Source organism: Runella salmonicolor (assembly GCF_024158025.1).
GTDB lineage: Bacteria > Bacteroidota > Bacteroidia > Cytophagales > Spirosomataceae > Runella > Runella salmonicolor.
The window spans coordinates 21060-47671 of sequence record NZ_JAMZEL010000015.1 but is presented as its reverse complement, the minus strand read 5'-3'; the positions used below and the strand labels follow the sequence as shown (position 1 = coordinate 47671).

At 45.3% G+C, this 26612-nt stretch carries 21 protein-coding genes; 10 read left to right on the top strand and 11 right to left on the bottom strand.

The annotated features are described in order from the left end of the window. The first annotated feature begins 26 nt into the window (after nt 1–26). The gene (locus NCI00_RS25165) at nt 27–665 is read left to right on the top strand and encodes a hypothetical protein (RefSeq protein ID WP_253532279.1); all 639 of its coding nucleotides are present in this window, start codon (nt 27–29) and stop codon (nt 663–665) included. Between the two features lie 76 nt (nt 666–741). On the opposite strand, the gene atpG is transcribed toward NCI00_RS25165, so the two are convergent. The 3 genes from atpG to atpA all read right to left on the bottom strand — a co-directional run bounded on the left by atpG (nt 742) and on the right by atpA (nt 4232). After that, nucleotides 742–1629, bottom strand: a complete 888-nt coding sequence (atpG, locus tag NCI00_RS25160; protein WP_166559807.1) for an ATP synthase F1 subunit gamma — start codon at nt 1627–1629, stop codon at nt 742–744. Between the two features lie 98 nt (nt 1630–1727). Beyond that, nucleotides 1728–2645 carry a class I SAM-dependent methyltransferase gene (locus tag NCI00_RS25155; protein ID WP_166559808.1) on the bottom strand — a complete coding sequence of 306 codons (918 nt, stop codon included), beginning with the start codon at nt 2643–2645 and terminating at the stop codon, nt 1728–1730. A gap of 9 nt (nt 2646–2654) precedes the next feature. Further along, complete coding sequence (gene atpA / locus NCI00_RS25150; RefSeq protein ID WP_253532278.1) at nt 2655–4232, bottom strand: F0F1 ATP synthase subunit alpha; 1578 nt, start codon at nt 4230–4232, stop codon at nt 2655–2657. Nucleotides 4233–4616: 384 nt separating this feature from the next. Between atpA and NCI00_RS25145 the strand changes: the two genes are divergently transcribed. Both NCI00_RS25145 and NCI00_RS25140 read left to right on the top strand, forming a co-directional pair. Next, complete coding sequence (locus NCI00_RS25145; RefSeq protein ID WP_253532277.1) at nt 4617–5429, top strand: DUF5672 family protein; 813 nt, start codon at nt 4617–4619, stop codon at nt 5427–5429. A gap of 3 nt (nt 5430–5432) precedes the next feature. Continuing rightward, nucleotides 5433–6632, top strand: a complete 1200-nt coding sequence (locus NCI00_RS25140) for a glycosyltransferase family 9 protein (protein WP_253532276.1) — start codon at nt 5433–5435, stop codon at nt 6630–6632. A 21-nt stretch (nt 6633–6653) separates the two neighbouring features. Here the strand turns inward: NCI00_RS25140 and NCI00_RS25135 are convergent, their stop codons facing one another. Further along, nucleotides 6654–7670: a glycosyltransferase family 2 protein gene (locus NCI00_RS25135; protein WP_253532275.1), complete on the bottom strand. Its 1017-nt coding sequence runs from the start codon at nt 7668–7670 to the stop codon at nt 6654–6656. Nucleotides 7671–7715: 45 nt separating this feature from the next. Continuing rightward, nucleotides 7716–8696 (bottom strand): glycosyltransferase, encoded by a 981-nt coding sequence (locus NCI00_RS25130; RefSeq protein WP_253532273.1) that lies wholly within the window; start codon nt 8694–8696, stop codon nt 7716–7718. 167 nt (nt 8697–8863) lie between these two features. Here NCI00_RS25130 and NCI00_RS25125 point away from each other — a divergent pair, with 167 nt between their 5' ends. Next, complete coding sequence (locus NCI00_RS25125) at nt 8864–12220, top strand: VCBS repeat-containing protein (RefSeq protein ID WP_253532271.1); 3357 nt, start codon at nt 8864–8866, stop codon at nt 12218–12220. Nucleotides 12221–12440: 220 nt separating this feature from the next. On the opposite strand, the gene NCI00_RS25120 is transcribed toward NCI00_RS25125, so the two are convergent. Further along, nucleotides 12441–13433 carry a polysaccharide deacetylase family protein gene (locus tag NCI00_RS25120; protein WP_253532269.1) on the bottom strand — a complete coding sequence of 331 codons (993 nt, stop codon included), beginning with the start codon at nt 13431–13433 and terminating at the stop codon, nt 12441–12443. Nucleotides 13434–13535: 102 nt separating this feature from the next. On the opposite strand from NCI00_RS25120, the gene NCI00_RS25115 reads away from it, so the two are divergent. Then, nucleotides 13536–14696 (top strand): serine hydrolase domain-containing protein, encoded by a 1161-nt coding sequence (locus NCI00_RS25115; RefSeq protein ID WP_253532267.1) that lies wholly within the window; start codon nt 13536–13538, stop codon nt 14694–14696. 190 nt (nt 14697–14886) lie between these two features. Further along, a complete protein-coding gene (locus NCI00_RS25110) occupies nt 14887–15933 on the top strand; it encodes a DNA cytosine methyltransferase (protein WP_253532265.1) in 1047 nt (348 codons plus the stop codon). Nucleotides 15934–16077: 144 nt separating this feature from the next. Here NCI00_RS25110 and NCI00_RS25105 read toward each other — a convergent pair whose 3' ends face one another. Beyond that, nucleotides 16078–16974, bottom strand: a complete 897-nt coding sequence (locus tag NCI00_RS25105; RefSeq protein ID WP_253532263.1) for a LysR substrate-binding domain-containing protein — start codon at nt 16972–16974, stop codon at nt 16078–16080. Nucleotides 16975–17068: 94 nt separating this feature from the next. Beyond that, on the bottom strand, nt 17069–17992 hold the full coding sequence (locus NCI00_RS25100; RefSeq protein ID WP_253532261.1) for a LysR family transcriptional regulator: 924 nt from the start codon (nt 17990–17992) through the stop codon (nt 17069–17071). A gap of 93 nt (nt 17993–18085) precedes the next feature. On the opposite strand from NCI00_RS25100, the gene NCI00_RS25095 reads away from it, so the two are divergent. The 4 genes from NCI00_RS25095 to NCI00_RS25080 all read left to right on the top strand — a co-directional run bounded on the left by NCI00_RS25095 (nt 18086) and on the right by NCI00_RS25080 (nt 21562). Continuing rightward, complete coding sequence (locus NCI00_RS25095) at nt 18086–19522, top strand: NADP-dependent isocitrate dehydrogenase (RefSeq protein WP_253532259.1); 1437 nt, start codon at nt 18086–18088, stop codon at nt 19520–19522. Between the two features lie 18 nt (nt 19523–19540). Next, nucleotides 19541–19780 (top strand): hypothetical protein, encoded by a 240-nt coding sequence (locus NCI00_RS25090; protein ID WP_166559819.1) that lies wholly within the window; start codon nt 19541–19543, stop codon nt 19778–19780. Between the two features lie 57 nt (nt 19781–19837). Further along, nucleotides 19838–20386 carry a hypothetical protein gene (locus NCI00_RS25085; protein WP_253532258.1) on the top strand — a complete coding sequence of 183 codons (549 nt, stop codon included), beginning with the start codon at nt 19838–19840 and terminating at the stop codon, nt 20384–20386. 219 nt (nt 20387–20605) lie between these two features. Further along, nucleotides 20606–21562, top strand: coding sequence for an AAA family ATPase (locus NCI00_RS25080; protein WP_114067521.1), 957 nt, complete (start codon nt 20606–20608; stop codon nt 21560–21562). Between the two features lie 71 nt (nt 21563–21633). On the opposite strand, the gene NCI00_RS25075 is transcribed toward NCI00_RS25080, so the two are convergent. The 3 genes from NCI00_RS25075 to NCI00_RS25065 form a co-directional block, all read right to left on the bottom strand. Further along, a complete protein-coding gene (locus NCI00_RS25075) occupies nt 21634–24501 on the bottom strand; it encodes an alpha/beta hydrolase family protein (RefSeq protein ID WP_253532257.1) in 2868 nt (955 codons plus the stop codon). 108 nt (nt 24502–24609) lie between these two features. Continuing rightward, a complete protein-coding gene (locus tag NCI00_RS25070) occupies nt 24610–25371 on the bottom strand; it encodes an HNH endonuclease family protein (protein ID WP_253532256.1) in 762 nt (253 codons plus the stop codon). Next, nucleotides 25368–26597 (bottom strand): AAA family ATPase, encoded by a 1230-nt coding sequence (locus NCI00_RS25065; RefSeq protein ID WP_253532255.1) that lies wholly within the window; start codon nt 26595–26597, stop codon nt 25368–25370. The genes NCI00_RS25070 and NCI00_RS25065 overlap by 4 nt, the downstream gene beginning before the upstream one ends. Nucleotides 26598–26612 lie beyond the last annotated feature (15 nt).

The following is a 26612-nucleotide window of genomic DNA, read 5'->3' as shown; positions in this document are numbered from 1 at the left end:
TACAGTCAACATAAAACAAGGATTCCATGAAAACAATATTCAGTTCGATTTGTGTATTTGTTATCTTGTCGTTTTCCGGCACAGTCAATTATGCTCAGGTAACCGATGGATTTTCGTTTGGCCTGAAAGCCGGGCCCAATCGGATGATTACCAAGATAATCAACAATCCGCGCAGTTATAATGGACAGCTTCGAGGCATAAGCGCTTCAAACGGTTTTCAGATAGTAGGATGGGCTACACTTCCGATAAATCGTTGGTTGTTTATAGATACCGATCTGTATTTTCAGCAAAGAGAAAATAAGTACGACAGCCCCATCACGAATGATCCATATGGCTATAATTCTTATAACTACGCAGGAGTCAGCGGCAGGTTAGGAGTTAAGCATAAAAGGGCTTTTATAAGTGTAGGTCCCGAGGTGAATGTATTGCTTACCAAAAAGGTGCTGAGTGCAAGTGAAGCCCCGGCGGCAGAATGGGGCATTAATGCGCGTTTGGGGTACCAATACAGGCGCGTCAGAATAGAGGCTTTTTATACAAAAGCACTCAGCCCTTATGAACAAAGAACATTTGAAATCATGGGAAATAAAACCCAATACCTTTTTCACGGAAATACCTTTGGGCTTTCATTAGGGGTAAAATTGTTTGGAGGGAAAGAGCGGAGATGATGCGGTGATTCATAATACTCCAACAGCCCGCTTCATCGAAGCGGGCTGTTGTTGTTATTGGAACTATTACTCTAAATTACCCTTGTGATAGCGCTTCGGCTCCACCGACGATCTCCAGGATTTCCTTGGTGATGGCCGCTTGGCGCGAGCGGTTGTATTCTAAGCGCAGGGCTTTGATGAGCTCTTGGGCGTTGTCGGTTGCTTTGTCCATCGCGGTCATTCGTGCTCCGTGCTCAGAGGCGTTGGATTCGAGCACCGCGCGGTACAACTGGATTTTGAGCGTTTTGGGAATCAAATCGGTCACGATTTGCTCTTCTGAAGGCTCAAAAGTATAGTTAACGTTGGACGTAGTGGCCTTCAAATCATTTTTCGCTTCCGGAATCGGCAAAAGCTGATCGGCGCGGATGATTTGGGTGGCTACGTTTTTGAACTCATTGAACACCACTTCAACGGCGTCGTATTTGCCCGCTTCAAAATCGGCCATGATGCTTTCGGCCGCTTCTTTCACCACACCAAAGCTCAAACGGGTATACACATCCATGAAGTCAGTATTTACCTTGAACCCCCGGCGCAAAAATGCCTCGCCGCCTTTTTTACCCAAAGCCAATATTTCTACGTTGCCTTTGGCGGCTTGCGTCGCGTATTTTTCCTGAATGAGGGCCACGGCGGCTTTGATGACGTTGGTATTGAAAGCACCGCAAAGTCCACGGTCGGAAGTAACAGTGACAATCAACACTTTCTCGACGGTGCGCACTTGCTTGTAAGGGCTTTCGGCGGCGGTTTCGGTTCCTGCCGATACCGTAGCGAGCATTTCGCCCAATTTCTTGGCGTAAGGGCGCATCTGGATGATGGCGTCTTGCGCACGGCGAAGCTTAGCGGCGGCCACCATTTTCATGGCCTTCGTGATTTGTTGCGTCGAGTTAACCGACGTGATTCTATTGCGAACTTCTTTTAATGAAGCCATTTTTTTACAGTTATCTGTTATCTGTTACTGGTGATTCGTACTGAATCGCCAAATCCAACTTACGGGCATTTACGGGTTACTATAAAATTGCCTGTTGCCTACTTGACTTTGCGCAGCCAAATACTCGAACCACGGCCACGGGTGGCGTAGGTGGGCATATTTTCGGCAAGCCAATCGGCATGAAACGTTTGGAGGAAATCATTGTGAAACAATATCTCAAACGTATCCTGATACATCAAAAACGCGCGCAAACTGTAGGCTTCATTCCAGCCAAAACGTCCGTTGCCGTCGATAACCCAAGCTTTGGGGTACTCAAACGGATAAAATACGTCGTGAACGTGAATGATGACGCCCGGTTTGAGGCGCGGAAAGATTTCGAACAAAAAGTAATTGACGTCGCTGCCCGTTTTTGATACGTGGGTAGAGTCGATAAAAAGAATATCGTTCTCGGCCAGTTTTTCAAAATACTCGACAGGAATATCCTGCAACGTTTTTTCAAAAATCGTCGTTTGCTGACGATCGGCGGGGGTCAACAACGAATACAAACGGTCGGGATAAGGCTCAATAAACGTAAATTTTACGCTTTGATTAAGAAACCGCTCGTTGGTATCCAGCATCACCGCCGACGAAAATCCCGACCCTGCTTCCATGATTTGCTTGGGGCGGAAGTGCCGCATCATGCAGTGGAGCGTGGTGGCGTCGGCGTGGATAAAATACTTGTTGACAAAATAATACCGAAAGCCGTCTTGGGGAGTATCGGTAAAAGGCACCGACGGAAAGTACGATTTGGCGAATGTGTTCATCAACGCTACCTGTTCCGCTTCGCGGAGGTCAATGCCCGGCAACGTGCGCGGGGGCGCGGGATAAATCTGTGCTTCACGTTTACGTACTTCATCTACGGACACGATGGGGCTGTAAAAGTGCCCCGCCGGAACCCGCGTGCGGTACTTACCGATAAATCGGGCTACGTCCCCGATGAGGGGCGTAGCCTTGACGATTTCTTTGATGCGCGACATTTAGCTCAATTATGCGTATTTGGCGGCTAATTCGCGACCAACTTTCTTAATAATATCGGTGACAGAGTCATCCAACTTACCCGCAGCCAGACTTGTAAGTACTTCTGGATGAACGGCTTTCAATAAATTGATAAACTCTGCGTCAAACTCTCTTACTCTTGATACGGGCACTTTGTCGAGCACACCGTTGATAGAAGCGTAAATGATGGCTACTTGGTCGCCAACGCTTACGGGAGAGAACTGACCTTGTTTGAGGATTTCTTGGTTGCGACGACCGCGCTCGATCGTCAGTTTGGTAGAGGCATCCAAATCAGAACCAAACTTAGCAAATGCTTCCAATTCACGGAACTGGGCTTGGTCCAACTTAAGCGTACCCGCTACTTTCTTCATGGATTTGATTTGCGCATTACCCCCTACGCGAGATACCGAGATACCTACGTTGATGGCTGGGCGGATACCTGAGTTAAACAGGTTGGATTCCAAGAAGATTTGTCCATCTGTGATAGAGATTACGTTGGTAGGAATATAGGCCGAAACGTCACCTGCTTGTGTTTCGATGATCGGAAGGGCCGTCAATGAACCTCCACCTTTCACTTTGTCTTTCAACGAAGCAGGTAAGTCGTTCATGGTTTTAGCGATTTCGTCCGAAGTCGTAATCTTGGCAGCACGCTCTAGCAAACGGCTGTGGAGATAGAAAACGTCACCAGGATAGGCTTCACGGCCTGGAGGGCGACGAAGCAAAAGAGAAACTTCACGGTAAGCAACGGCTTGTTTTGACAAGTCATCATATACCACCAACGCAGGACGGCCCGTATCGCGGAAGTACTCACCAATGGCCGCACCCGTAAACGGCGCAAAGAACTGCATGGGTGAAGGGTCAGAGGCAGAGGCCGCTACGATGACGGTATAATCCATGGCACCGTACCGGCGGAGGGTAGCTTCTACCTGCTTAACGGTAGAGGCTTTCTGACCGCAGGCTACGTAGATACAATAGACTGGTTCGCCTTTGTCGTAAAATTCTTTCTGGTTGATGATGGTATCGATACAAACGGCAGTTTTACCCGTTTGACGGTCACCAATCACCAACTCGCGTTGACCACGACCGATTGGAATCATGGCGTCGATGGCTTTGATACCCGTTTGAAGCGGCTCAGTCACTGGTTGGCGGTAAATTACCCCCGGTGCTTTACGCTCTACTGGCATTTCAAAGGTTTCACCTTGGATAGGCCCCATCCCGTCGATAGGTTCGGCCAATGTATTCACTACACGTCCTACGATACCGTCTCCTACTTTAACGGATGCGATTTCGCCAGTACGTTTTACGGTATCGCCTTCTTTGATTTCGTTTGACTCTCCGAGCAATACGGCTCCAACGTTGTCTTCTTCCAAGTTGAGAGCAAGGGCTTTCAGGCCATTTTCAAATACGAGCAATTCACCCGCTTGTACTTTTGTCAGGCCATAGATACGAGCTACCCCGTCGCCCACTTGCAGTACCGTACCTACTTCTTCGAGTTGGGCGTCGGTTTTTGCACCGGCCAATTGCTCCCGAAGTATCGCCGAAACCTCATCCGGTCTTACAGCTACCATAGTATGTTTGTGTTTATTGTTTAGTATTAATAATCGATTCGTGAATTGTGGCGGGTCTTTGGGTATTTAAAATTGAATAACCTCAGTCTTTCGCTTACAACTACGTTTAAATTTGCCGCAAAATTAGTGATAAATTTGCTTTGTTAGCATCGGTCTTTATAAAAAATATACAATTTTTTGCTAAAGTCCCGGTAGATGCCCCAAATGCCTCAAATAGGGGTTTTATTAGGCGAAGATTATAAACATGCCGACCAACCGATTGTTATACTAATTGATGCAAAACCAATCGATGTATCGGTAAAATTTTATTTTAGAATGGGTTTTTGTTTTACCTTTAGCTTACTTTTGCCTCCTTAAATTTTTTTTCAGACAAAATAAGGTGGTATGAAGCCCGTTGCCGTTGTAATTCCCCTGTACAAGTCTGTTTTCAGTTTGCACGAAAAAATCTCGTTTACGCAGGGACTACAGGTATTAAAAGAACACCCCATTGTTATTATAAAACCCTTTTCGCTGGATATTTCGTATGTATTGGAGGACTATCCGCAACTGAAAGTAGAAAATTTCGACGACGATTACTTTAAAAGCGTTCAGACCTACAATCGGTTGATGCTTTCGGCGGAGTTTTATGAACGTTTTAGCGACTTCGAATACATCCTGATTTACCAATTGGATGCTTTTGTGTTTCGCGATGAGCTTTTGGAGTGGTGTCGACAAGGATATGATTACATCGGAGCGCCATGGCGAATCGAGCGTGATTTCAGTTCTGTGACCGATCGCATAGTTTTTGGTCTCAAAAAGCAGTTGGCGATTTGGTTTGACCTGCGCGACAAACACCGCAATAATCAGCCGCTAGATGTGACGATAAAATTTACGGTAGGCAATGGCGGGTTTTCGTTGCGAAAAGTCCAAAAAATGCTAGACATTGTGCGCAATAATCGCCCCAAAATTGAAGAGTATTTGGCAAAGAAAGGGTCATTTTACAACGAAGATGTTTTCTTTTGCATTGAAATGAACAGGTATATCCGGCAAGTGAGCTTACCCCATTGGCGCAAGGCGCTTCGTTTTTCGGTGGAAGATTTACCTTCCAAAGCCTTTATTTTAAACGGGAACGAACTCCCGTTTGGGTGCCATGCATGGGATATCCACGAATTAGAATTTTGGAAACCCCACTTTGAAAAGTTCGGACATAAACTATAACGCATGAAGCGGCATTACAGCGGTACCCCTCGCGAGACCATTCCATTACGCATTCTGGATTTCTTCATTGACATCTACGTGCGGTGGTTTTATCGTAAGCGGGAAAAAGCGCCCATTTCTGCCGTTCCCAAAGTGCTTATTGCTTCCTTAGGCCACATGGGCGACGCCCTGACGGTTTCGTACATGTTTCCTATTATTCGCCAAAAATATCCCAATGCAATCATTGATATTATCTCACCGAGTTGGTGCAAAGCAGTCAATGAACACAACCCTTACGTTCGTCATACGCTGGTGATTGATCATTATTTGAGCAATCGGAATAAAATCGGGTTTTGGCAAAAACTCAAACGGCATTACCAAACATTTAAGGAGGTGCTGCCTTTTTTGCGCGACGAACACTACGATTTTTATTTGGATGTTCGTACCTCTTACGGGGTGTCTCATTTTGTGTTGCCTTTTACGAATGTCACAAAAGCCGTCGGTTTTAATCGGCGTGGAATGGGTGGTTTTTTGGATGTTGAGCTTGAAATTCCGCGAAAAGATGGCAACTATCACCATTTTGAGGCTTATGCGGCCTTGTTGAAAGAAATAGGGGTTGATACAAAATTGGAAGAAGTCGTGCCTTATTTTACCATTGATGCGTCAATCACGTGGGAGCAGGTTCAGTCAAAATTACCGTTGGCAGTTACGAAACCTTATATTTTGTTGTTTCCCGAAACAGGAGAAGCCCACCGGCAAATGTCGAATTCGTTTTGGATCAATGTGCTGAAAGAAGTGCTTGAAAAGTCAGATTATTCTGTGGTATTGTGTGGACAAACCGACCTCTCGGCGCAGATTGTGAAGGGGATTGACCGCGCAACCGCGTCTCAATTTTCGGAGAAAGTCATTGATGCTTCAAAAAAATTATCCATCCAAGAGTTGGCTTTTTTATCCACAAAAGCGGAGTTTGCCCTTACTTTGGACTCTTTCCCAGAGCATCTGTGTTGCATTTTTTGTGAAACAATTACCATTTACAAAGCTTCAGGTCTTCCTTTCTTTCCCATTGCTAATTACCCCGTATTGCTTTTCCACACGCATTTTCTAAGCAAAAATGCAGCGTACATACGTCGAAACGTCACGGTACATTACCGTGAAAAAATCGAAACTCCCGACGTGAGTCAATTGATTGTGGCGAAAATTACGGCTGAAAAAAAAGTGCTTTAGATTTCTATAGTGGAGGTGCTTTTATTCCAATACATCCCCGAGGGCCGTCATAAATATACCTCTAGGGGAGGTGTCTTGGTCGGCAAAATAATGGTAATTTCCTCTGATCCATTCCCTAAAAACAGGTACTAGTCGCAACATCCTATTGCTAGGAAGGCTGGCTCTTACGGTCAAAAAATGCAATTTTTCTTCTACTATTTTCAGGTTTTTATTCTCCTTCGGAACAACGCGCTGTAAGTGGTTGTACAGGGTTTGCAATTCGCGCTGCCGTTGCTGGTACGGAATCAATTTTTGCTGATGCGGCCTTGCCAACCGCTGTGTTAGGCTCAGGGGGACTAAATTTTTTGGTCGGGTACCTACTTGCTGGGCGGCATGTTGGCGGTAATTTACGAGAGGTTCGGGGATAAATTGGATTTGTTCCAAGACCGACGCCACAAACGCAATCCATGTATCGTGCAGAAAATCGGGAATATCGAGAGGAAAAGGCAGTAATTGATTCAGAAATGATTTGCGGAGGGCCATGGTACAGCCTGCCACACGGTTGCCGATGAGCATTACCCTAATACTTTCGCCCTGTCGCCATTGTTGCAGTTGGACTGATTGGAGTCGTACTACATCCCAAAACGTAGTCTGAAAGGGTTCTCCTTGTTCATTGATTAAAAGCGCGTCTGAAAAGACGACATTTAAGGACGGGTTCTGCTCCAAAAATGCCGCCATGTGCGAAATCTTCTCGGGGTGCCAGACATCATCTTGGTCGCATAAAAACAAGATGTCACCAGTGCATTGAGTCAGTGCTTTTTCAAAATTTTTGGTGACACCTACTTGTTGCTCGTTCACAAAAACGCACACTTTAAAAGGGGCCGTCAGCGCAAATTTGTGTACTAAATCCACAGTATTGTCCGTAGAGCGGTCGTCATAAATCACCAACTCATCAGGTAGTTGTGTTTGACGGGCTAAGCTCTCCAATTGCTCCCATAAAAACCGCTCTCCATTGTAAGTACACAAGGCGATGGAAATCAGTGATTTATTGGTAGACATACTCAGGGAAATAATTGTTTGGTAAATGTACTGAAAATGAATTGATTAGGACGCATTTAATAATCGAAGTAAACGTCGGCATCCTGCAACGATTAGGCGTTTGAGGGCTTTGTTTTTTTGATAAAAGTAGGACGGATTGTGGTAGGCATTGGGCAAAGAACGAAAATCAGTATCTCGGTTATCAATCAATGCCTGTTTATAAACGTCATACAATGGTTTTACGTCGGGGCGGTTGGCAAAAGTATATCTATTCTGATGCACCGATACATCGTCGGGGTGGGAGAGATGATACCCACTGAAATGAAAAAACAGCAACGGAAACGTATTATTTACCCAAAAACGGCCTTTTTCATGGGTTATTTTTCGCTCGTGCATATTCCAGTAGGCCACATTGTAACCGAGGTTTTTGCTAATCAGGGCTGTTGGATAAAACAGCGGTACGTAGTTGAGCCACAGTTGATCCACAAACATCCCTTCGGCAAAATCATGGTAGCCTTCATGCCAAACGCGGTCCTGCCACCAGTTCAGAAAATGCATTGATTCTTCGCTGCGGCGCAGGGCAAAGAAGCCGCCATTGTACAACCCTGCATTGAGAAAATTACGCAATCGGGGTAATCCTTCGGTCGTAATGGGCGCTGTAACGTGGGGCGTAATGACGATGTCGTGGTTTTCTAAATCATCTTCGATGGCGTTTAAACTATCGAAAAAGAGAATATCCGAATCGAAATAAAGCAGTTTTTGGACCGCAGGATATTTTTTCAATAACCAACTCGCCAGGTAAGGCTTGGCCAAACAACTCAACTCAAAAGGGGTATAGCGGTCAAAAAGCGATTCAAAGTCAGGTATCTGTTCCTTATTAATTTCAATAAGATGGTATTTTTCAACCGAAGAAACGTCCCGATGGTTAATTTTATCAAAAAGCCCAATCACAACCTGATACTCGGGATTATGCCTCACAAGGCTGTCGGCCATGGTTTTGGCCTGTGCTAAGTGACTGAATGTACAAATGGTAAAGGCAAGACGCATCAGAAAAGCGGTAGATTTTGGGCAAAAATAAACGCTTCTTTCGAGTTTCGAGCAGAGAGAGCCGATATTTGATTATTCGGGAAAGCACAGATGGGTAGGATAAAATGCAGAACGGGTAAAATATCGTGCGGAGTATCGTATTTTTGATGCTTTAAATGATTGACCTAATGATGAAAAATAAATGGGGAATCGGATTGGTGGCCTTGCTGTTTGGGAGCGGCTGTCAATCGGAGCCTACACTTTTTGAACGACTTGACGCCTCCGAAACTGGAATTACGTTTACCAATCAGTTGACCGAAACCGAAACGGCCAATATTCTGGCCTACGAGTATTTCTACAATGGCGGTGGGGTAGCCGTGGGCGATTTTAATAATGATGGTCTGCCCGACGTGTATCTGACGGGAAATCAGGTGCCTAATAAACTATTTATCAATCAAGGAAACCTCAACTTTGATGATGTTACTGACCAAGCTGGTGTAGCGGGGCGTACAGATTCGTGGAAAACGGGGGTGACGCTCGCCGACGTAAATGCGGATGGCTGGCTGGATATTTATGTGTGCTATTCGGGTAATTTTCCCGTTGAAAAACGTAAAAATCAGCTGTTTATCAATCTTGGTTCAACCCATCAATCACAAAAGGAAGTTCAGTTTACGGAGCAAGCCGAAGCTTACGGTATTGCGGATGCGGGGTACTCTACCCAAGGGCTGTTTTTTGATTATGATACCGACGGAGATGTGGATTTATTTGTCCTGAACCACAACCTACGCGGGTATCAGCGCAAGGAAGCGGCCTACCTCAAAAAGGAATTTGACGCCGATGCAGGCGACAGGTTGTATCGAAACGACGGTGGACATTTTACCGATGTGACCAAAGAAGCGGGCATCATCAGCAATGCGCTAGGGTTTGGGTTGGGCATTGCCACGGGTGACTTTAACGGCGACAACAAGCCTGATTTGTACGTGTGTAATGACTATGTAGAAGAGGATTATGCTTATTTAAACAACGGCGACGGGACGTTTGCCGAACGAGGAAAGGAGATGATGGGGCATTTTTCTTACTCGACGATGGGCGTGGATATTGCAGATGTCAACAATGATGCGTTGCCCGATATTTTTACGACCGATATGCTGCCTGAAGATAACCGTCGTCAGAAAATATTATCGTGGCCCGACAACTGGAATGTGCAGCAGGCAATGCTCGAAAATGGGTTTCATTGGCAGAATATGCGGAATATGTTGCAAGTGAATCAGGGAATGACGGAGCACGGAACACGGAACATGGAAAAAAGGAGCCACCTGTCAGGGCAGGCTAACGGCGAATATCCGCTATTTTCGGAAGTGGGTCAGCTCGCGGGAGTTCAGGCTACGGATTGGAGTTGGGCAGGGTTGTTGGCTGATTTCGACAATGATGGGCTGAAAGATTTGTTTGTCTCAAACGGTTTTGTGCGAGATTATACTGATTTAGATTTTGTGAAGTATTATGCCGACGAGCAAATGAAAGGAGAAGGCCAGAAATCAAAAAAATCGTTATTGGACCACCTTCAAAAAATGCCTGCTACGCCTACACATCACTATATTTTTAAAAATGCAACGGCGAAAGGCAATCAGGTTCAGTTTACTAATAAAGTCAAAGAATGGGGTTTTGAACAGGCCAGCATTGCGTGCGGAGCGGCGTATGCAGATTTTGACCAAGATGGTGATATTGACCTCATTACGTGCAATACCAACGAGCCGACAAGCCTCTACAAAAATCAACAACAAGAACAGCAACCGCAGAATTTTGTCAAAATCAAACTGAAAGGCGATGGCGCAAATGCGTTTGGAATAGGGGCGAAAGTGTACGTTTATGCCGATGGGCAGGTTCAATATCAGGAGTTTACGCCTACGCGCGGATTTCAGGCCTGCATGTACGACAACCTTCATTTTGGTTTGGGTAAAACCGAAAAAATAGATTCTATTCGGGTACTTTGGCCGAGCAATAAAAGTCAACTGTTGACCTCGGTGGCGTTGAACAAAACACACTTGGCGGAAGAAAACAAAGCCCTGCCTTTTGAGCCATCACTGCTTTTACCAAAGAGAAAACCGATTTTCGAAGAAACGAATGCTCTAGATTTTGCCCACCATGAAAACCCCGCCATTGATTTCAACACGCAGATTTTGTTGCCGTACCTTTATTCCTCGGGCGGTCCTCGAATGGCCCAAGGCGATGTAAACGGCGATGGATTAGAAGATGTGTATGTGGGCGGAGCCACCGACCAAGCGGGGCAATTATTTCTGCAAACAAAAAATGGCCTTTTTACGCCAAACACGCAACCCGCTTTTGAGACCGACAAAGCCTTTGAAGACCGCGATGCGGTGTTTTTTGATGCCGATGGTGACCGTGATTTGGATTTGTACGTAGTGAGCGGTGAATACGACGTAAACTACGCCCAACTTCAGGACCGCCTCTATCTCAACAACGGCAAAGGCACGTTTAGCCGCAGTATGATGGGGCAAATCCCCGAAATCATGCTCAATAAAACCTGTGTGGAAGCGTTCGATGCCGATGGAGACGGAGATAAGGATTTATTTCTAGGCGGCGGTGTCCAAACCGCCAATTTTCCGTATGCCAACGAAAGTCACCTGCTGCAAAATGATGGAAAAGGACATTTTGTCATTGTCCAAAAATGGGATTTAGGGTTGGTTACGGATGTTGCCGTTGCTGATATAAACACCGATAACTCCCCCGATTTTGTTATTTCGGCCGAGTGGAAACCGATTCAGGTGTTAGAAAATCAGAAAAAGGGTTTGCACTTTATTCTTTCTACTGTGCCTTCCGTTGGGCTTTGGAGCCGAATTGCGCCAGCGGATTTGGACGGTGACGGCGACGTTGATTTTGTGGTGGGAAATGTAGGGTTGAACACCGCCTTAAAAGCCACCAATGAGCAACCAATGACGTTGTATTACGACGATTTTGACCAAAATGGCCGTCTCGACCCGTTTATTGCCTATTTTAATCAGGGGCAAGCCTATCCATTGGCGGGGCGCGATGAAGCTTTGGAGCAATTGGCCCCCCTTCGTAAAAATTTCATCGACTATAGATCCTATTCCACCGCGACCGCCGAGGAAGTGCTGGGCAAAGAATGGGCTACGCGTGCCGTAAAACTCAACGTCAATGAGTTGCGGACGGGAATATTAATGAATGAAAAAGGAAAACTAACCTTTAAACCCTTGCCATTGGCGGCCCAAACATCGCCCGTGTATGCCATCGCTACGGCTGATTTTGACGGGGATGGGAAAAGGGATATTTTATTGGCAGGAAATCAATCCAACTTTCGGATTCGTATTGGCAAAACCGATGCGAACCAAGGCATGATTCTCAAGGGAAACGGCAAAGGAGATTTTGAATACTTGCGGCAAGGCCAAGCAGGATTGGCGCTGAAAGGTGATGTGCGTGATGTGCAAACCGTAGGGAATAAATTTATTTTTGGGGTAAACAACGGGAGGGTGCAAACGTTCTTTTTGAACCGAAAACCCGCAAAATGATAAATGTAAACCCGCAAAAGTATGGCTCACTTTTGCGGGTTTGCGGTTACTTCAGTTTATTATTTTTCGGTTCCTTTGTACTTAAGGAAAGGGTACAGGAGGGTGCAAACGTTCTTTTTGAACCGAAAACCCGCAAAATGATAACTGTAAACCCGCAAAAGTATAGCTCACTTTTGCGGGTTTACGGTTACTTCAGTTTATTATTTTTTGGTTCCTTTCTCTATTTCACTTTGGCGCGGCGTTCGCGCATTTCGCGCCAAGTAGTAAGAATAATGCCTTCTTTTTCGATGAATTTTTTGAGTGCAGGATCCTGCATTGCGTATAGGTCTCCGTAGCGAGTAGGCCACGAATCGGTGATTTCTTTGAAGTTTTCGCTCGGGGCAGCGCAGTGCATAATCACCATCGTAATGCCCGGTTTAGCTTCTTTCAACAACTCAATGTACTTCTCGGTTTTCATTTTACGCAGGTTGTCTTCCGTATTAGGTGTTTGGGGCGAGAGTTTCCAACCGTATGTATCAGCAAACAAATCATCCAAAACGGGCAAGCCCGCGTTCCAAAGCATCTTGCCGATTTGTTGAAACTGCTGAATCTCTTGCGCGGGGCTGTTGCGCTCTTTGGCAATCAACGTCGCGTGACCGCCCGGAAGCATCACGGGGATTTTTTCCTGTATGCCTACTTTAATGTAGCGCTCCGTAAATGCCGCCGAGCCAAAGAGCGTGCCCATGTGCGAGTCGATGTGTGAGGGCTCTACCCCAAAGGCGCGGAAACGTGCAATTTGGGCGCGAATTTCAATCTCCACTTCGTCGGGGGTGGCGTGTTTAACTACATCACCGACGTTTGACCACATGGCACCTTCTTTGTCTAACAGTCCAGGTACTTTCTCACGTCCCGAAATCGGAAACCAGCGGTAGCCTTTCCATTCCGACGTCAGCGTAAGATGGACGCCCGCGTCGGTGGTGGGGTGTTGTTGCACGTATTTCATATAGGCAGGCACCCAGCCGCATGGCATCATTACGCTGGTTGAGTTGGCCACGCCCTTTTCCATCGCCAGAATCGTTCCCTGATTGGCTTCATACGACATACCCGCGTCGTCGATGTGAAAAATAATGATTTTTTTGCCTTTGGGATAACCCAATTTCTCGGCGTAGGTTTCCTGAGAAATGCTCTGCGCTGCACAGAGAAAAGATAACACAGCGACGAATAGATATTTCATGAAATACAGCGTTTATATTTGCTTCATTAAAGACGTTTTGCTCCTAACCTTACCTAAACTCGGTTTGGCAAAGAACTACTGCACTACTTACTTTTAGATTTTATGAAAAGGCTATTTCGGAATTTACTTTTTGGTTTGGGCGGCTTGTTGCTTTTGGGCGCGGGCCTGACCTACACGCCGCCGTTTGTTCATATTCGTAATTATGTGCAGCGCGGAGAAGTGGATATTTTGGATTATAAAAACCACCCCAAACGTCAAGTGTTGGCCTCAACCCTTCCTGAGCCTTGGCCGTTAGATTCTAATTTTAACAAAGCGGTGATTTCCCAAAACCTCATGGATACGCTAGAAAAATACCAAACAACGGCTTTTTTGGTGTTTCAAGATGGTAAATTGGTTTATGAAAAATACTGGGAAGGTTTTGACACCAAAACCCTGAGTCAATCTTTTTCTGCCGCCAAAAGTATCATTTCGATGCTAGTGGGAGTGGCGTTGTACGAAAATAAAATCAGAGGATTGGACGAGCCGATTTCCAATTACATCGACTCGTTTCGCGAAGGAGAAAAGGCGAAAATCACGCTGCGCCATTGCCTGACCATGAGCAGTGGGCTGGATTGGCACGAAAAAGACCGTGGGGTGTTCAGCAACAATGCCTACGGCTACTACGGCGAAGACATGGCCGACGTCATCGACGGACTAAACGTAGAAAAACCAGCGGGCAAAGAATTTGAATACCGCAGTGGCGACACGCAAATTCTGGGTTTGGTATTAGAAAAAGTCTACAACAAAAAAATAGCCGACCTTGCCTCCGAAAAAATCTTTCAGCGCATCGGCAGTGAAACGGATGCCTACTGGATGCTCGATAAGCCCAAAGGCCGCGAGAAAGCCTTTTGCTGCTTTGCCCCCACGGCGCGAGATTATGCCCGATTCGGGCACCTGATGCTCTGGAAAGGCAATTGGAAAGGCCGCCAAATTGCTTCCGAAAAATACATGACCGAAGCCCTCAGTCCCGCCAAAGGCATTATTGACCCTAAAACGGGTAAGCCCACTGAAGTCTACGGGTATCAGTTTTGGATGCAAACTTACAAAGACCTGCAAACGGTCAGTATGCGTGGTTTGTTGGGGCAACTCATCTGGGCGATTCCGTCCAAAAATGCGGTGGTGGTGCGGCTGGGCCACAAGGAAGCGCCTCAAAAGGTAGGACCCTACTTCAAACAAGATTCGGAAATGTATTTGCAGGCGGCAATGGAAGTGCTTGGAAATTAAAAGGCATTATTCAAATTGATTTTGAGCCATGAACGTTGAAAAAAATCTATCTAAAGCTGGCGATATAGCTATGTAATGGCTTCATAATTTTTGCATTCACATATATTCATGAAGCAGGTTAAATGAGAATTTTGTTGCAATCCGTGACAAAGTTTAGCTATTTGCAGTCAAAGATGAAAAGTAGTAATCGATGACAGTAACCGAAAAAATCAGTCTAAATGAGGCTGAAAATGTTCCTTTTCCTTCCGTTTCCCAACCTGTTTTTACCTTTATAGACTTATTTGCTGGGATTGGCGGGTTCAGAATGGCCCTGCAATCCCTTGGTGGGCAGTGTGTGTTCAGCAGTGAATGGGACCCGCAGGCGCAGAAGGCCTACGCGGCTAATTTCGGCGAAGTACCTTTTGGCGACATTACCAAGGAAGAAACCAAAAGTCAAATCCCCGACGGGTTCGATATTTTGTGCGGTGGCTTTCCCTGTCAAGCCTTTTCCATAGCGGGGCGTCGAGGCGGATTTGAAGATACGCGCGGAACGCTGTTTTTCGACGTGGCCGATATTATCCGCCGTAAAAAACCCAAAGCCATTTTTCTGGAAAACGTCAAAGGACTCATCAACCACGACAAAGGCCAAACCCTCAAAACAATCTTAGCCACTCTACGCGAGGATTTGGGCTATTATGTGCCCGAACCCAAAGTGATGAATGCCAAGGACTTCGGGGTGCCGCAGAATCGGGAGCGTATATTTATTGTCGGTTTTAGGGAAGATTTGAACATTGATAATTTTGAATATCCCAAACCGTTGGGCATTCCAGTAGCGTTTGAAGATGTAAAAGAGACGGAGCCTGTGTCGGCTAAATATTACTTATCTACCCAATATTTACAGACGTTGATTAACCATAAACAACGCCATGCCAATAAAGGCAATGGTTTTGGCTACGAAATTATCGCCGATGATGCCATCGCCAATGCCATCGTAGTAGGAGGCATGGGGCGCGAACGAAATCTGGTGTATGACTTCAGAATTACGGATTATACACCGCTGACCAAAATCAAAGGTGAAGTGAATCGGGAAGGTATCCGAAAAATGACCCCGCGCGAATGGGCCCGCCTTCAGGGCTTTCCCGATGATTTTAAGATCGTGGTGGCGGATGCTTCGGCCTATAAACAATTCGGAAATTCGGTGGCGGTGCCGGCTATTAGAGCTACGGCTGAGAAAATCGTGGAGCGAATGTTGGCCTGATTTTTCAAACACAGCGGCCGGAGGCCTTTTAATAGTCGTCACGCGGCAGAGCCGAGCGACAACGGAGACACGCGTGCCGTTGGTTTCTCAAAACCAACGACTGGGTTGCTCACAACCCAATGTACGCCACTAGTCCTTACAGGCTTATTTCCTGCTGTATTCGCGAAAGGCAAAACGCATGAAGGATTCGGCCATCGGCTCGGGTTGGCCCTGTAAATGAATCAACCAGAATTTCCTTAAAAGCACCAAGTCTTTCACTTTGATGAGCTTCAATTGACCAGTAATGAGCTCTTTCTGAATGGAGCGAATGGACAAAAACGCCATGCAATTGGCGTGCTCTAAAAAGGATTTGATGCTTTCTGTGCCGCCCAAATGCATGATGATTTGGAGGGACGATAATTTTAAATTATGTTCTTTCAGGGCACTTTCGATGACTTCCAACGTACCAGAACCTCGCTCCCGCAGCACAAGTGGAATTTGAGTAAGCTGCTCAATGCTAATTTCTTCCACAGGCGCCAATTTGCTGTTGATGTGTACCACTGCCACGAGTTCATCGTCCATGAAATCCACGTATTTGATGCCAGAATGATGTTTTTTTCCTTCTACCACCCCCAAATCAATGGCGTGCGACAAAACGGCATTTTCAATCATCTCGGTATTTCCGTTGAGCAATGACAATTCTATTTGGGGGAATTTTTCGTAATATTTGGCCAGCAGTGGCGCAATGAGGTATTGCCCGATGGTTGTACTCGCACCCAACCGAAGAATCCCACTGTGTTTGGATTGCAGGGTGCTGAGTTCAAAGGCTGCTTCCTGATACAGGTGTAAAATCTGACCCGCATAGCGTTTGAGCAATTCGCCCGCAGGGGTAAGAAAAACGGCATTGCCTTTTCGTTCAAACAGCCGTGTACCGTATTGTTGTTCTAGCTCGCGAATGTGCTTAGTAACGGCAGGTTGCGTAATAAATAATTCACCAGCGGCTTTGGTAAAGCTCAGGTGTTGGGCAACACTGTTGAAAACTTTCAGGCGGAAATCAGACACGGGATAAAAAGCTTGGGTTGATGTACAAAGTAAAGGGAATTTGAGAAAAACGCGCGCATTTGATGATTTTGCAAAAAATCGTCTTCATATAGGCTCAATAATTCTCAAACCAAGCAAACTTAACATTAATAATATTTTGCTTTTCTTTTTTGAGGTAATTAAGATAGGCATTAGCTACGGGCGACAGTTTTTTATCTTTTAACCAAATCAGCGTCCAAGTAGATGTTATGGGAAAGCCTTCGACGGGAATGATTTGCAGTTGCTGGTTGACTAACTCATTTTTAATGCCGATTAATGGCATTATTGAATAACCTAGCCCTGCAATAACGGCTTGTTTAACGGCTTCATTTGAGGTTAATTCCATCTTTTTGAGTACTGGAAGGCTATTTTGAATAATAAACTTTTCCATCACATGCCTCGTGCCTGACCCTGGCTCTCGATAGATAAGTGGTATGGTTTCAAAAATGCTTTTATCGTATCGGCTTGCCTCATAGCTTACTTCCGAATTCCCAACCACAAAGAGCTTGTTCTGCATCAATTCCACTTTATCAATTTTTAGATTTTCTGGCAACACGCTCACCAACGAAAAATCTACTTCGTTTTTTTCTAAGCTGGCTACTACCTGTGCTTTGTTAGTAACATCCATAAGTAGTTCAATTCCAGAGTGTTGTTTGATAAAATCAGCAATAAAATAAGGTGCTATGTATTTTCCTGTGGATACTACCGATAGTTTAAGTTTTCCCGTAAGTTGTCCTTTGTGGGCGTGCATTTTATAATTGATGGCATAGACTTCACTCAGAATTTTATCGGCAGCCTCCACAATCTCTTTACCAAAATCAGTGACATAAATTTTCTTGTTTATGACTTCTATCAAAGGCACTTCAAACTGATCCTGAAAGTTTTTGAGCTGAATCGAAACCGCCGGTTGGGTTAAATGTAGCTCCTCTGCTGCCTTGGTAACGCTCAGTGTTTGGGCCACTTTTAGAAAAACTCTTAGCTGATTTAGGGTATAGTTCATAAAAAATATTTATGATAATAATAGCAAAGTTAAATAAAAACTTATGGAAATCAGTACAGACTTTTGTGCCGTCAATCAAAAACCAATCAAGTAATGAAAAGAATTACGGTAGCAAAAGGCGATGGCATTGGGCCTGAAATTATGGATGCCACTCTGTCTATTATTAAAGCCGCAGGAGCTCAAATTGAAATTGATGAAGTAGAGGTAGGCGAAAAAGTGTACCTAGCTGGCAATACAGCGGGTATTGCAAAAGAATCTTGGGATATCATCCGCAGGAACAAAATTTTCCTCAAAGCTCCCATTACCACACCGCAGGGGGGAGGATACAAAAGTTTGAACGTAACTACCCGAAAGTTTTTGGGCTTATATGCCAACATACGCCCTTGCGTTAGTTTACATCCCTTCGTAAAGACCAAACACCCCGAGATGGACATTGTCATTGTAAGGGAAAATGAAGAAGACCTGTACGCAGGAATAGAACACCAACAAACCGATGAAGTGGTTCAGTGTCTTAAACTCATCAGCCGTCCGGGTTGCGAAAAAATAATCCGTTATGCTTTTGAGTATGCCAAACAGTACGGACGAAAAAAAGTCACTTGCTTTACCAAAGACAACATCATGAAACAAACGGATGGATTGTTTCATCAGGTGTTTGATGAGATTGCCAAAGAATACCCCACCATCGAAAATGAGCATTGGATTATTGACATTGGGGCGGCAAAAATGGCCGACACACCTGAGGTGTTTGATGTGATTGTGATGCCCAATTTATACGGAGATGTGCTGAGCGATGTTGCCGCGCAAATTGCTGGCTCGGTGGGTTTGGCTGGCTCGGCAAATATCGGCGAAGAATGTGCCATGTTTGAAGCCATTCACGGTTCAGCTCCGCGCAGGGCAGGACAAAATCTGGCCAATCCGTCGGGATTGTTGCAAGGGGCGATTCAGATGCTGAATCATATAGGACAAACCGAGGTGGCCGAAAAAGTACAAAACGCGTGGCTGAAAACGATTGAGGACGGCATCCACACCTATGACATTTTCAAAGAAGGAGTGAGCAAACAAAAAGTGGGAACCAAAGAGTTTGCCGAAGCAGTGATTGGCAACTTAGGGCAAAAACCATCTCAATTTAAAGCGGTTAGCTACGCCAACGGCTCAGCACTTAATCTACCCAAATACCAGCGCAAAGCACCCAAGTTAAAAGAGCTGTTGGGCGTAGATTTATTTGTACACTGGAACGGAACCAGCGCCGACGAACTGGCGGAAAAAGTGCAACAAATCAACACATCTGAGGTGCAAATCAGCATGATTACCAATCGTGGCATCAAAGTATGGCCAGATGGATTCTCCGAAACATTCTGCACCGACCACTGGCGTTGTCGCTTTAAGCCTCTCGAAGGAAAGAGCTTAGATAAAACACAAATCATTCAACTGCTGGGGGCGGCTCACGAGAAAGGCATCGACGTCGTCAAGACCGAAAACCTGTACGCTTTTGACGGAAAACCCGCCTTTTCTTTGGGGCAAGGGCAGTAACTTTAACTTTTTTCAATCATGAACATCCCACTTCTCAAAGGAAATTTCACTCAATCTGAGGCGCTTGATATTCTTACGCAATTGGTTCACGTAAAAATAAAATTTCATGAAAGTAAGATTGAAAAAAGTGATAATGAAGAGGATATAAAAATGCGCGAAAATCGTATTAAAAACCTCCTTCAGGATTTCTATGAAGCAAAACAGCTCATACTTAAGCAAAAGCAGTGTGATTTGAATGCTGAAATTCACATCGGCTAAAAAACGGGTTGTACCCTCAATTGGGTACAACCCAAATTAAAATGTCACGAACAAATCATGAACGCTAAGCCCCAAAATCAGTTGTTTCTCGTGTGTCCATTTTGTCAAATGGAAAGGTTTATTACCAAGCACTTCGGGGACGTTTTGTTTCTTACTGCGCCTGCCTCGGTCTTCTATTTTGATGATGCCAACTTCTTGAAAGCGGTCAAAAAAACGATTCAAAGAGAAAAAATAACCGATATATGTTTGGTCGGTGAAGTATCCTGCTGTATTATCCAATATGTCCTGCAAAACAAAAGCATGACGGGGCTTAGGTGCGAATCAGAGATTCGAGAGTTGTTTTCAAAAACAGATACGACATTTTCATTGACCGAGAAGCTTTTAAAGAAGCAATTGTATGAGATGAGTTGTCAAAGTATATTCGGCAACGAAATAGAAGAGGGGCAAATACGTATTCACGCACTTTTGACCTCCAAGCACGACGACTTTATTACACCCATCAACTGGGAATTTTTAGAGCGTATACAACTGGCTGCCGCGCAAAATGGCAATTTGGACAATGCCAGTAAGATGCTAACGCTATACTGCACAGAGTCAATTGTTTAGCGCTTGTGCCAATAGGTAGGTCTTATGCATTGCAGCGGAAGGAGGTAGGGGTGTAAGGTTTGTCAATAACATGGTTTCAGGGCATATCTCGTCGTTAAAGAGCAGGCAAAAGGTATTTTTTTGCCCTTGAAAAACAGAGAATGCAGAAAAAACGTAAGAAAATAAGGTGTAAAAACGGGTAATTCCTAACTTTACATCTTACACTTACTTTGAAACCAAATGCCACAGAAGAAAATACAGGAGATTTTTGAGGAAATGGGGAAAGTGGTTGTGGGGCAAGAAAACCTTATCAATCGACTGCTTATAGGATTATGTACGGGAGGGCATATTTTGCTGGAAGGCGTACCTGGATTGGCCAAAACCCTCACTGTCAATACCTTGGCTAAGGTGTTGCACCTTGATTTCCAGCGCATTCAGTTTACGCCCGATTTACTTCCTGCCGACATCATCGGCACCATGATTTACAAACCCAAATTGGGCGATTATGAAGTAAAAAAAGGGCCCATTTTTGCCAATATGATTTTGGCCGACGAGGTCAACCGCTCACCCGCCAAGGTGCAATCGGCGCTGTTGGAAGCAATGCAGGAAAAGCAGGTGACCATCGGCGAAGATACCTTTCGCCTCGACCGTCCGTTTTTTGTGTTGGCGACCCAAAACCCCGTGGAGCAGGAAGGCACTTACCCACTACCCGAAGCGCAGTTGGACCGTTTTATGATGAAAGTTTTTGTGGATTATCCCAGCAAAACCGAAGAAATGGAAGTGATGCGCCGGATGTCAAATCTGGACTATAACTACGAGCCGAAAGCAATCTTGACGAAGGAAGATATTGCGCAAATTCGCCACGGAATCAACCAGATTACGCTTTCTGAAACCTTAGAAAACTACATTGTGGAGCTGGTTTTTGCCACGCGTCGCCCGCTAGATTATGGTTTGCGCGACGAAGCCCGCTACATGCAGTTTGGCGTATCGCCCCGCGGCACGATTAAACTCAACTTGGCCGCCAAAGCATTGGCGTATTTTGCGGGCCGTGATTATGTGCTTCCAGAAGATATAAAAGAAGCCGCCCCCGACGTATTCAACCACCGAATCATGCTCAACTACGAAGCCGAAGCCGACGGTATCACGACGCGCTACGTCATTGATTCAATTCTGCGGAAGGTAGCTATCGGAAGGTAAAGTTGTTGTATATTCATAAAAAAGCGCTCAGAAAACTCTGAACGCTTTTTTTATGAACTTCAATTGTGGCGTTATTTCTCGCTTCCGCCACCCAATTGTGAACCTCCGCTTACTTTGGCTGGAGCCAAGTGCTGGTTGATTCCTTTTTCGACCAAGGGCAAGCCTTCCGCCATCCACGATGGCGCGGGGGCGTCTTTGAGGTAATGGTCAAAATATTGGTACAGACGAACCGCGAAATCTTTCATGTTTTGGCGTTTGGTGAGGCCGTGTTTTTCGCCGTTGTAGTTCAGCATCCAAACGGGTTTGTTAAGACGTTTCAGTGCCATATAAAACTCAATTCCTTGGTACCAAGGCACAGCGCCGTCGTCGTCGTTGTGCATCATGAGCACGGGCGTTTGAATCTTGGGCGCGTGAAAAAGCGGCGAGTTTTCGAGGTATTGCATGGGTTTTTCCCATAGTGTACCCCCAATACGGGTCTGGGTACGCTCATACTGCGCTTGGCGCGAAAGTCCTGTGTCCCAGCGGATACCACCGTAAGCGCTGGTCATGTTTGCTACGGGAGCGCCCGCTTCGGCAGCTTTGAAAAGGTTGGTTTGCGTAACCAAATACGCTGTTTGGTAGCCTCCCCAACTGTGCCCTGAGATTCCTATTTTGTCTTTATCGACAAATCCTTTGTCAATCATGCTCAACACGCCGGGTACGATACAATTGTAGGCACTTTGGCCTGGATAACCCGTTTTGTACACAATATCAGGGACAAAAACCAAGTAACCATTGCTCACAAAATACGAGAAATTGATGTACGAGCGGATGGGACGCGGGGCGTAGTGGGTGTGTACGTTATCGGCGTTTTTCTCGTAAAAGTACGTCATCATTGGGTACTTCTTGGTCGAGTCAAAATTCTCTGGTTTGTACAATAATCCCTGCAACGGTGTGCCATCGCCTGCTCTCCAGCTCACGATTTCGACCGAGCCCCACAGGTAGTTGGACTGCTGAGGATTGGCATTGGTGACCCGGGTGATGCTCTTGAAACTTCCGTCGGTGGTGTACCAATCGGGATATTCTTTAAAGGTTTGTTTTGTGAACAGATAACGGTCGGCATTTTTGGCTTTCAGTACTAGATTGCCTACGCTAAAATCGCCCTCGTACAACTTTGTTACCTGCAAAGTGGGAGATAACTGCGCAAAACCCGACTGCTTGGTGGTTTCGTTGACCGTGCTCAGGAGCAATGGTTTAGATAAATCAACGTTCCGTTCTTCCGCATCCAATCGCACGTAGCGGTAAACTCGTTTGTCGCCCCGACCGTTGGTCAATTTCTTAGGACTATTAGGGTTCTGCGGGTCAATTTGCCAAATATCAAAACGGTCGTTGATGAGGATAGATTGGTCGCCTTTGGTCCAGCCCGCAAGGCCGTAAGGATTTGGGAAATCAGGGTGATCGTCTTCCTCGTCGGCAAATTTGACGGCTTTATTGGTGGTCAATTGGATGGTTTTATTGGCCGCAATATCGTGCGCAAACCAAGCGGTGTCGGGGTTGGAAAACCAGTACAAATACTTGCCCTCGGGCGATACGCGCGCATTGCCTTGGATTTTTTCTTTGAGTAGGGTTTTAGAGCCGTCGCGGGTGCTGATGAGGTACGCATCTTCTTTGGGATTCCAGTCCCAGTGCTGATTGGAGTAGCGAATGTCGGAGTGACCGATGATAAAATCGCCGTTTCCTTCATTGATTAACTCGGCTTCTGGAATGAGTTCGCTGCCCAATTGGACCAATTTTTTATCGCCGAGGTTGACCATCGCCAAATACGATTTTTTGCGGTCTCTCTCCAATGATACTTTTTGTTGGGTTTGGAGTTTGGCGTCCTGCCAATGCCACACTTCCACGTTCACGATTTCTTCGTTGAGGAGCGTGGTATCCTGAACAATGGGTTTAGGATTGGTTCCGAAGAACAATTTCGCCCCATCTTTGGAGAATTTGGGTGTGTATTCGCTGCTTATGAGCCAGCCCTGCGCGGCGGGTTGGGTGGTTTCGTCGGCCAAGCGGGTGGCGGTGGCGTCGCCTGATTTCCAATAAAACAACTTCGGCAAACGAATCTGAACTTTGGCGTTGGTGTCCAAATCGGCCACAAAAGCGAGTTGGTCGCCGTTTTCGTCAAAGGATAATTTCTTGAATTTATGCTTTGGCAAGCCCGCATGAATCAGGGTGAGTTGATTGGTGGCGGGTTCAAAGATATAAACGCCCGTTTTGGTAGAATCGGCACCCGTAGAAGCGAAGGCGAGGCGTTTGCCATTTTTGGCTACTTCGTATTCGGTTACAAACGGAAATGTTTTTTCAGTTCCGCTTTTCAATTGCCTCACCACCAGGCGATAACCGTTTTCGTCCGATTCCCGTTTGGGACGTTTGCTCGGGGCTTTTTTGGTGGTGTCGGGCTTTACTTTGGGGCTTTCGCCCAAGAACGCTACCCAATCGCTGCCTTTTTCGGGCAGTTTAAAAGACTGAACCGTTGGAAATTTGACCAGCTTTTGGGAGGCGAGTGCATAAATCCCCAATGAGTCTTTGGGCAGTTCGTCTTTCTTCTTTTTGGCGCGCCTTGCCGCCTTTGTTAATTCGAGTTGGGGTTTTATTTTAAAAACGGCAAACTCCGAATCCATGCTTAACCTCAATCCTTCACCACGGGCTACGGAGTCGGCTTGATTGGTGGCGAGATTGTGAAATACTACTTTCCCATCGCCTTCTTGTGGATTGAGCGCGTAGCCAAACCACTGTCCGTTGTGGCTGATGACCCGTTCAGGAATGTCTTTCCAAAAATCGTACACATCGTGGGTGAGCGGTTTTTTAACGACCGTCGGCGCGGGAGGCGGGGCCGATTTTTTTGCTTTCTTTTGGGCAATGAGCGCGGGAGAAAGCCCTCCTAACAGTAGAAGCAGTAAATACTTTTTCATTATTTGGTCAGGCAAATGGTTATTGTTTGTTGATTAGGTCAAATTTCAGAAGTTTAGGCTACCCCTGCTAAAATTATTTCCAATTTGCGACGAACCGGAAAAATCCGACTATGATTTGGGTTCTCGAACATCCAAGGCGGAGAATTTTAGTTGCTTTTCTAAGCTTTCAAATTCCTCATCCCAGAGATTATTTTTCTGCATCAGGTCTTTTATAATTTGAAAATCATCGTCATTGAGCAAATAAGAGGCTACTACAGCGCTGTATTCGGCTTTGGGAGTCCCTTCATGAAAAAGATTGCGCAATTGCCGAACGATAGAGTTTTGTTTAGGGGTTGATTTTGAAAAGCTTTGATCGTATTCTTGGAGCTTTTTACTGATTTCTTCCAATCTTTCGACTGCTTTATCTCCTATTTCAAATCGTTTATTGACCCACAGAATTCGGTCATTCAAATTGAGAACTTCAATGCTCAAATGCCCTTTTGGTGTTTTAGGTTTAAAACGATACCCTTGAAAATAAAAATGTTCCTTCGGGTCTTCGTAACGAGGGTTAATGATTGGCTCTTTTCGCGTATCGTGGTCACCTTTGCTTTTGTTACAAGCACTGCTGATGGGCAATAAGTTTTCCCATTTTACCACGTCTTGAGGGTACAATGATTTTGGCGCAAAATGCTCTACTTCAGGATATTTTCCTTCTTCCTCCAATCGGCATTCCGAAAAGCAGCACTTCCCGTTTGACATGGCCAATAATTGCTCTGCAATGAATTCCTTTTTCCAGACGCTTTTGCCCGTTTGTTGGTATTCTTCGGTCAATTGTGCAATTAACTCCTCCGTCAATTCGACAGGGCAGGGTTTATCTTCCAGTTGAATCATACGGTGGTAGGGGCAATGGCTCCCAACTGTAACTTTAGCAATTTGCGTTGGCTGCTTTGGGGGTGAAGAATCAGTAAAAGTTCATCATAAGCGGCCTTCGCTTTCTCATAGTTATCGCTATCAAGCCCATCTTCAAAGTGTTGAAGAAGATTCAAATAGGTGTCTGACAGGGTTTTATCACCGAGTCCCATCAAATCCTGCAAAATTTCTTCTACCGTCCACCCTTTAAACGTGCCGAATTCCTGCCGAATGTGCGTTTGGTTATCTTTCCCTTTTTCTAAAATAATCAAGTTGACATTGTCTGCCGATTGTACAATCAGAGGGCTATGCGCCGTGACAATGAACTGAACATTGGGGAAAATACTACTTAAATGACTGATAACCTGTCGTTGCCAATCGGGGTGTAAGTGCAAATCAATTTCATCTACCAACACAATGGCGGCACCCGTGAGAGGATTGTCTAACGAAGCGTATCTTTCAAATAACTTTTTGGCTAAATCTACTACCCAAGCCATCGTTGCCTGATAGCCGTAGCCTAAATCTTTCAAACGAACATTTCTATAATCTGTCTCAAACAGCGCGTAATTTTTAATGCTGTTGGTTTCAGGGTTCAATTCTGATTTTAATTCTATTGCTTTGACATCTGGTAAAAGGCCGCTGGTCAGAACCATTTTAAGCTTATTTAATACGATTTCAGCGTTTTTAATTCCATTTTTAGCACCATAGTCAAGTTGCAAAAGCCATTCTTCGGCGTTTATAAGTTCATAATTGTCTTGGAATAGACCTTCAATAGAATCTACACTGGAATCTTCAGAGATGGATGTTGTGGACATTCTCCGGGAAGTGCCATACCCATAGATTTGTATTTTTTTAGGTATCGTTTTGGAGTCAAGCCGTGAAGGATAATCCTCAACCTGAATTAGTTCATTGTTGTTTAATGTCTGTAAGGAAATTGCAGCTACAACATCTCTACTTATAAGACGGTCTATGTAAATCTTGATTTGAGGTACTAAAGGAAAAAACATTTTTATTTTCTTGCCGTCTACTAACCCACTCAACAACCTCAAAATCGTTGTCTTCCCCGTATTATTATTTCCTAAAATGACATTCCATTGCTGATAGCGGCCGTCGGGACGCGTAAAAGAAATCGTTTGCTCGCCCCGAAAGCAATTGAAGTCTTTAATAGTGACTTTACTCAAATAAACCCCTTCGATTTCCTGGTTCATGCGTGCTTTATCTTT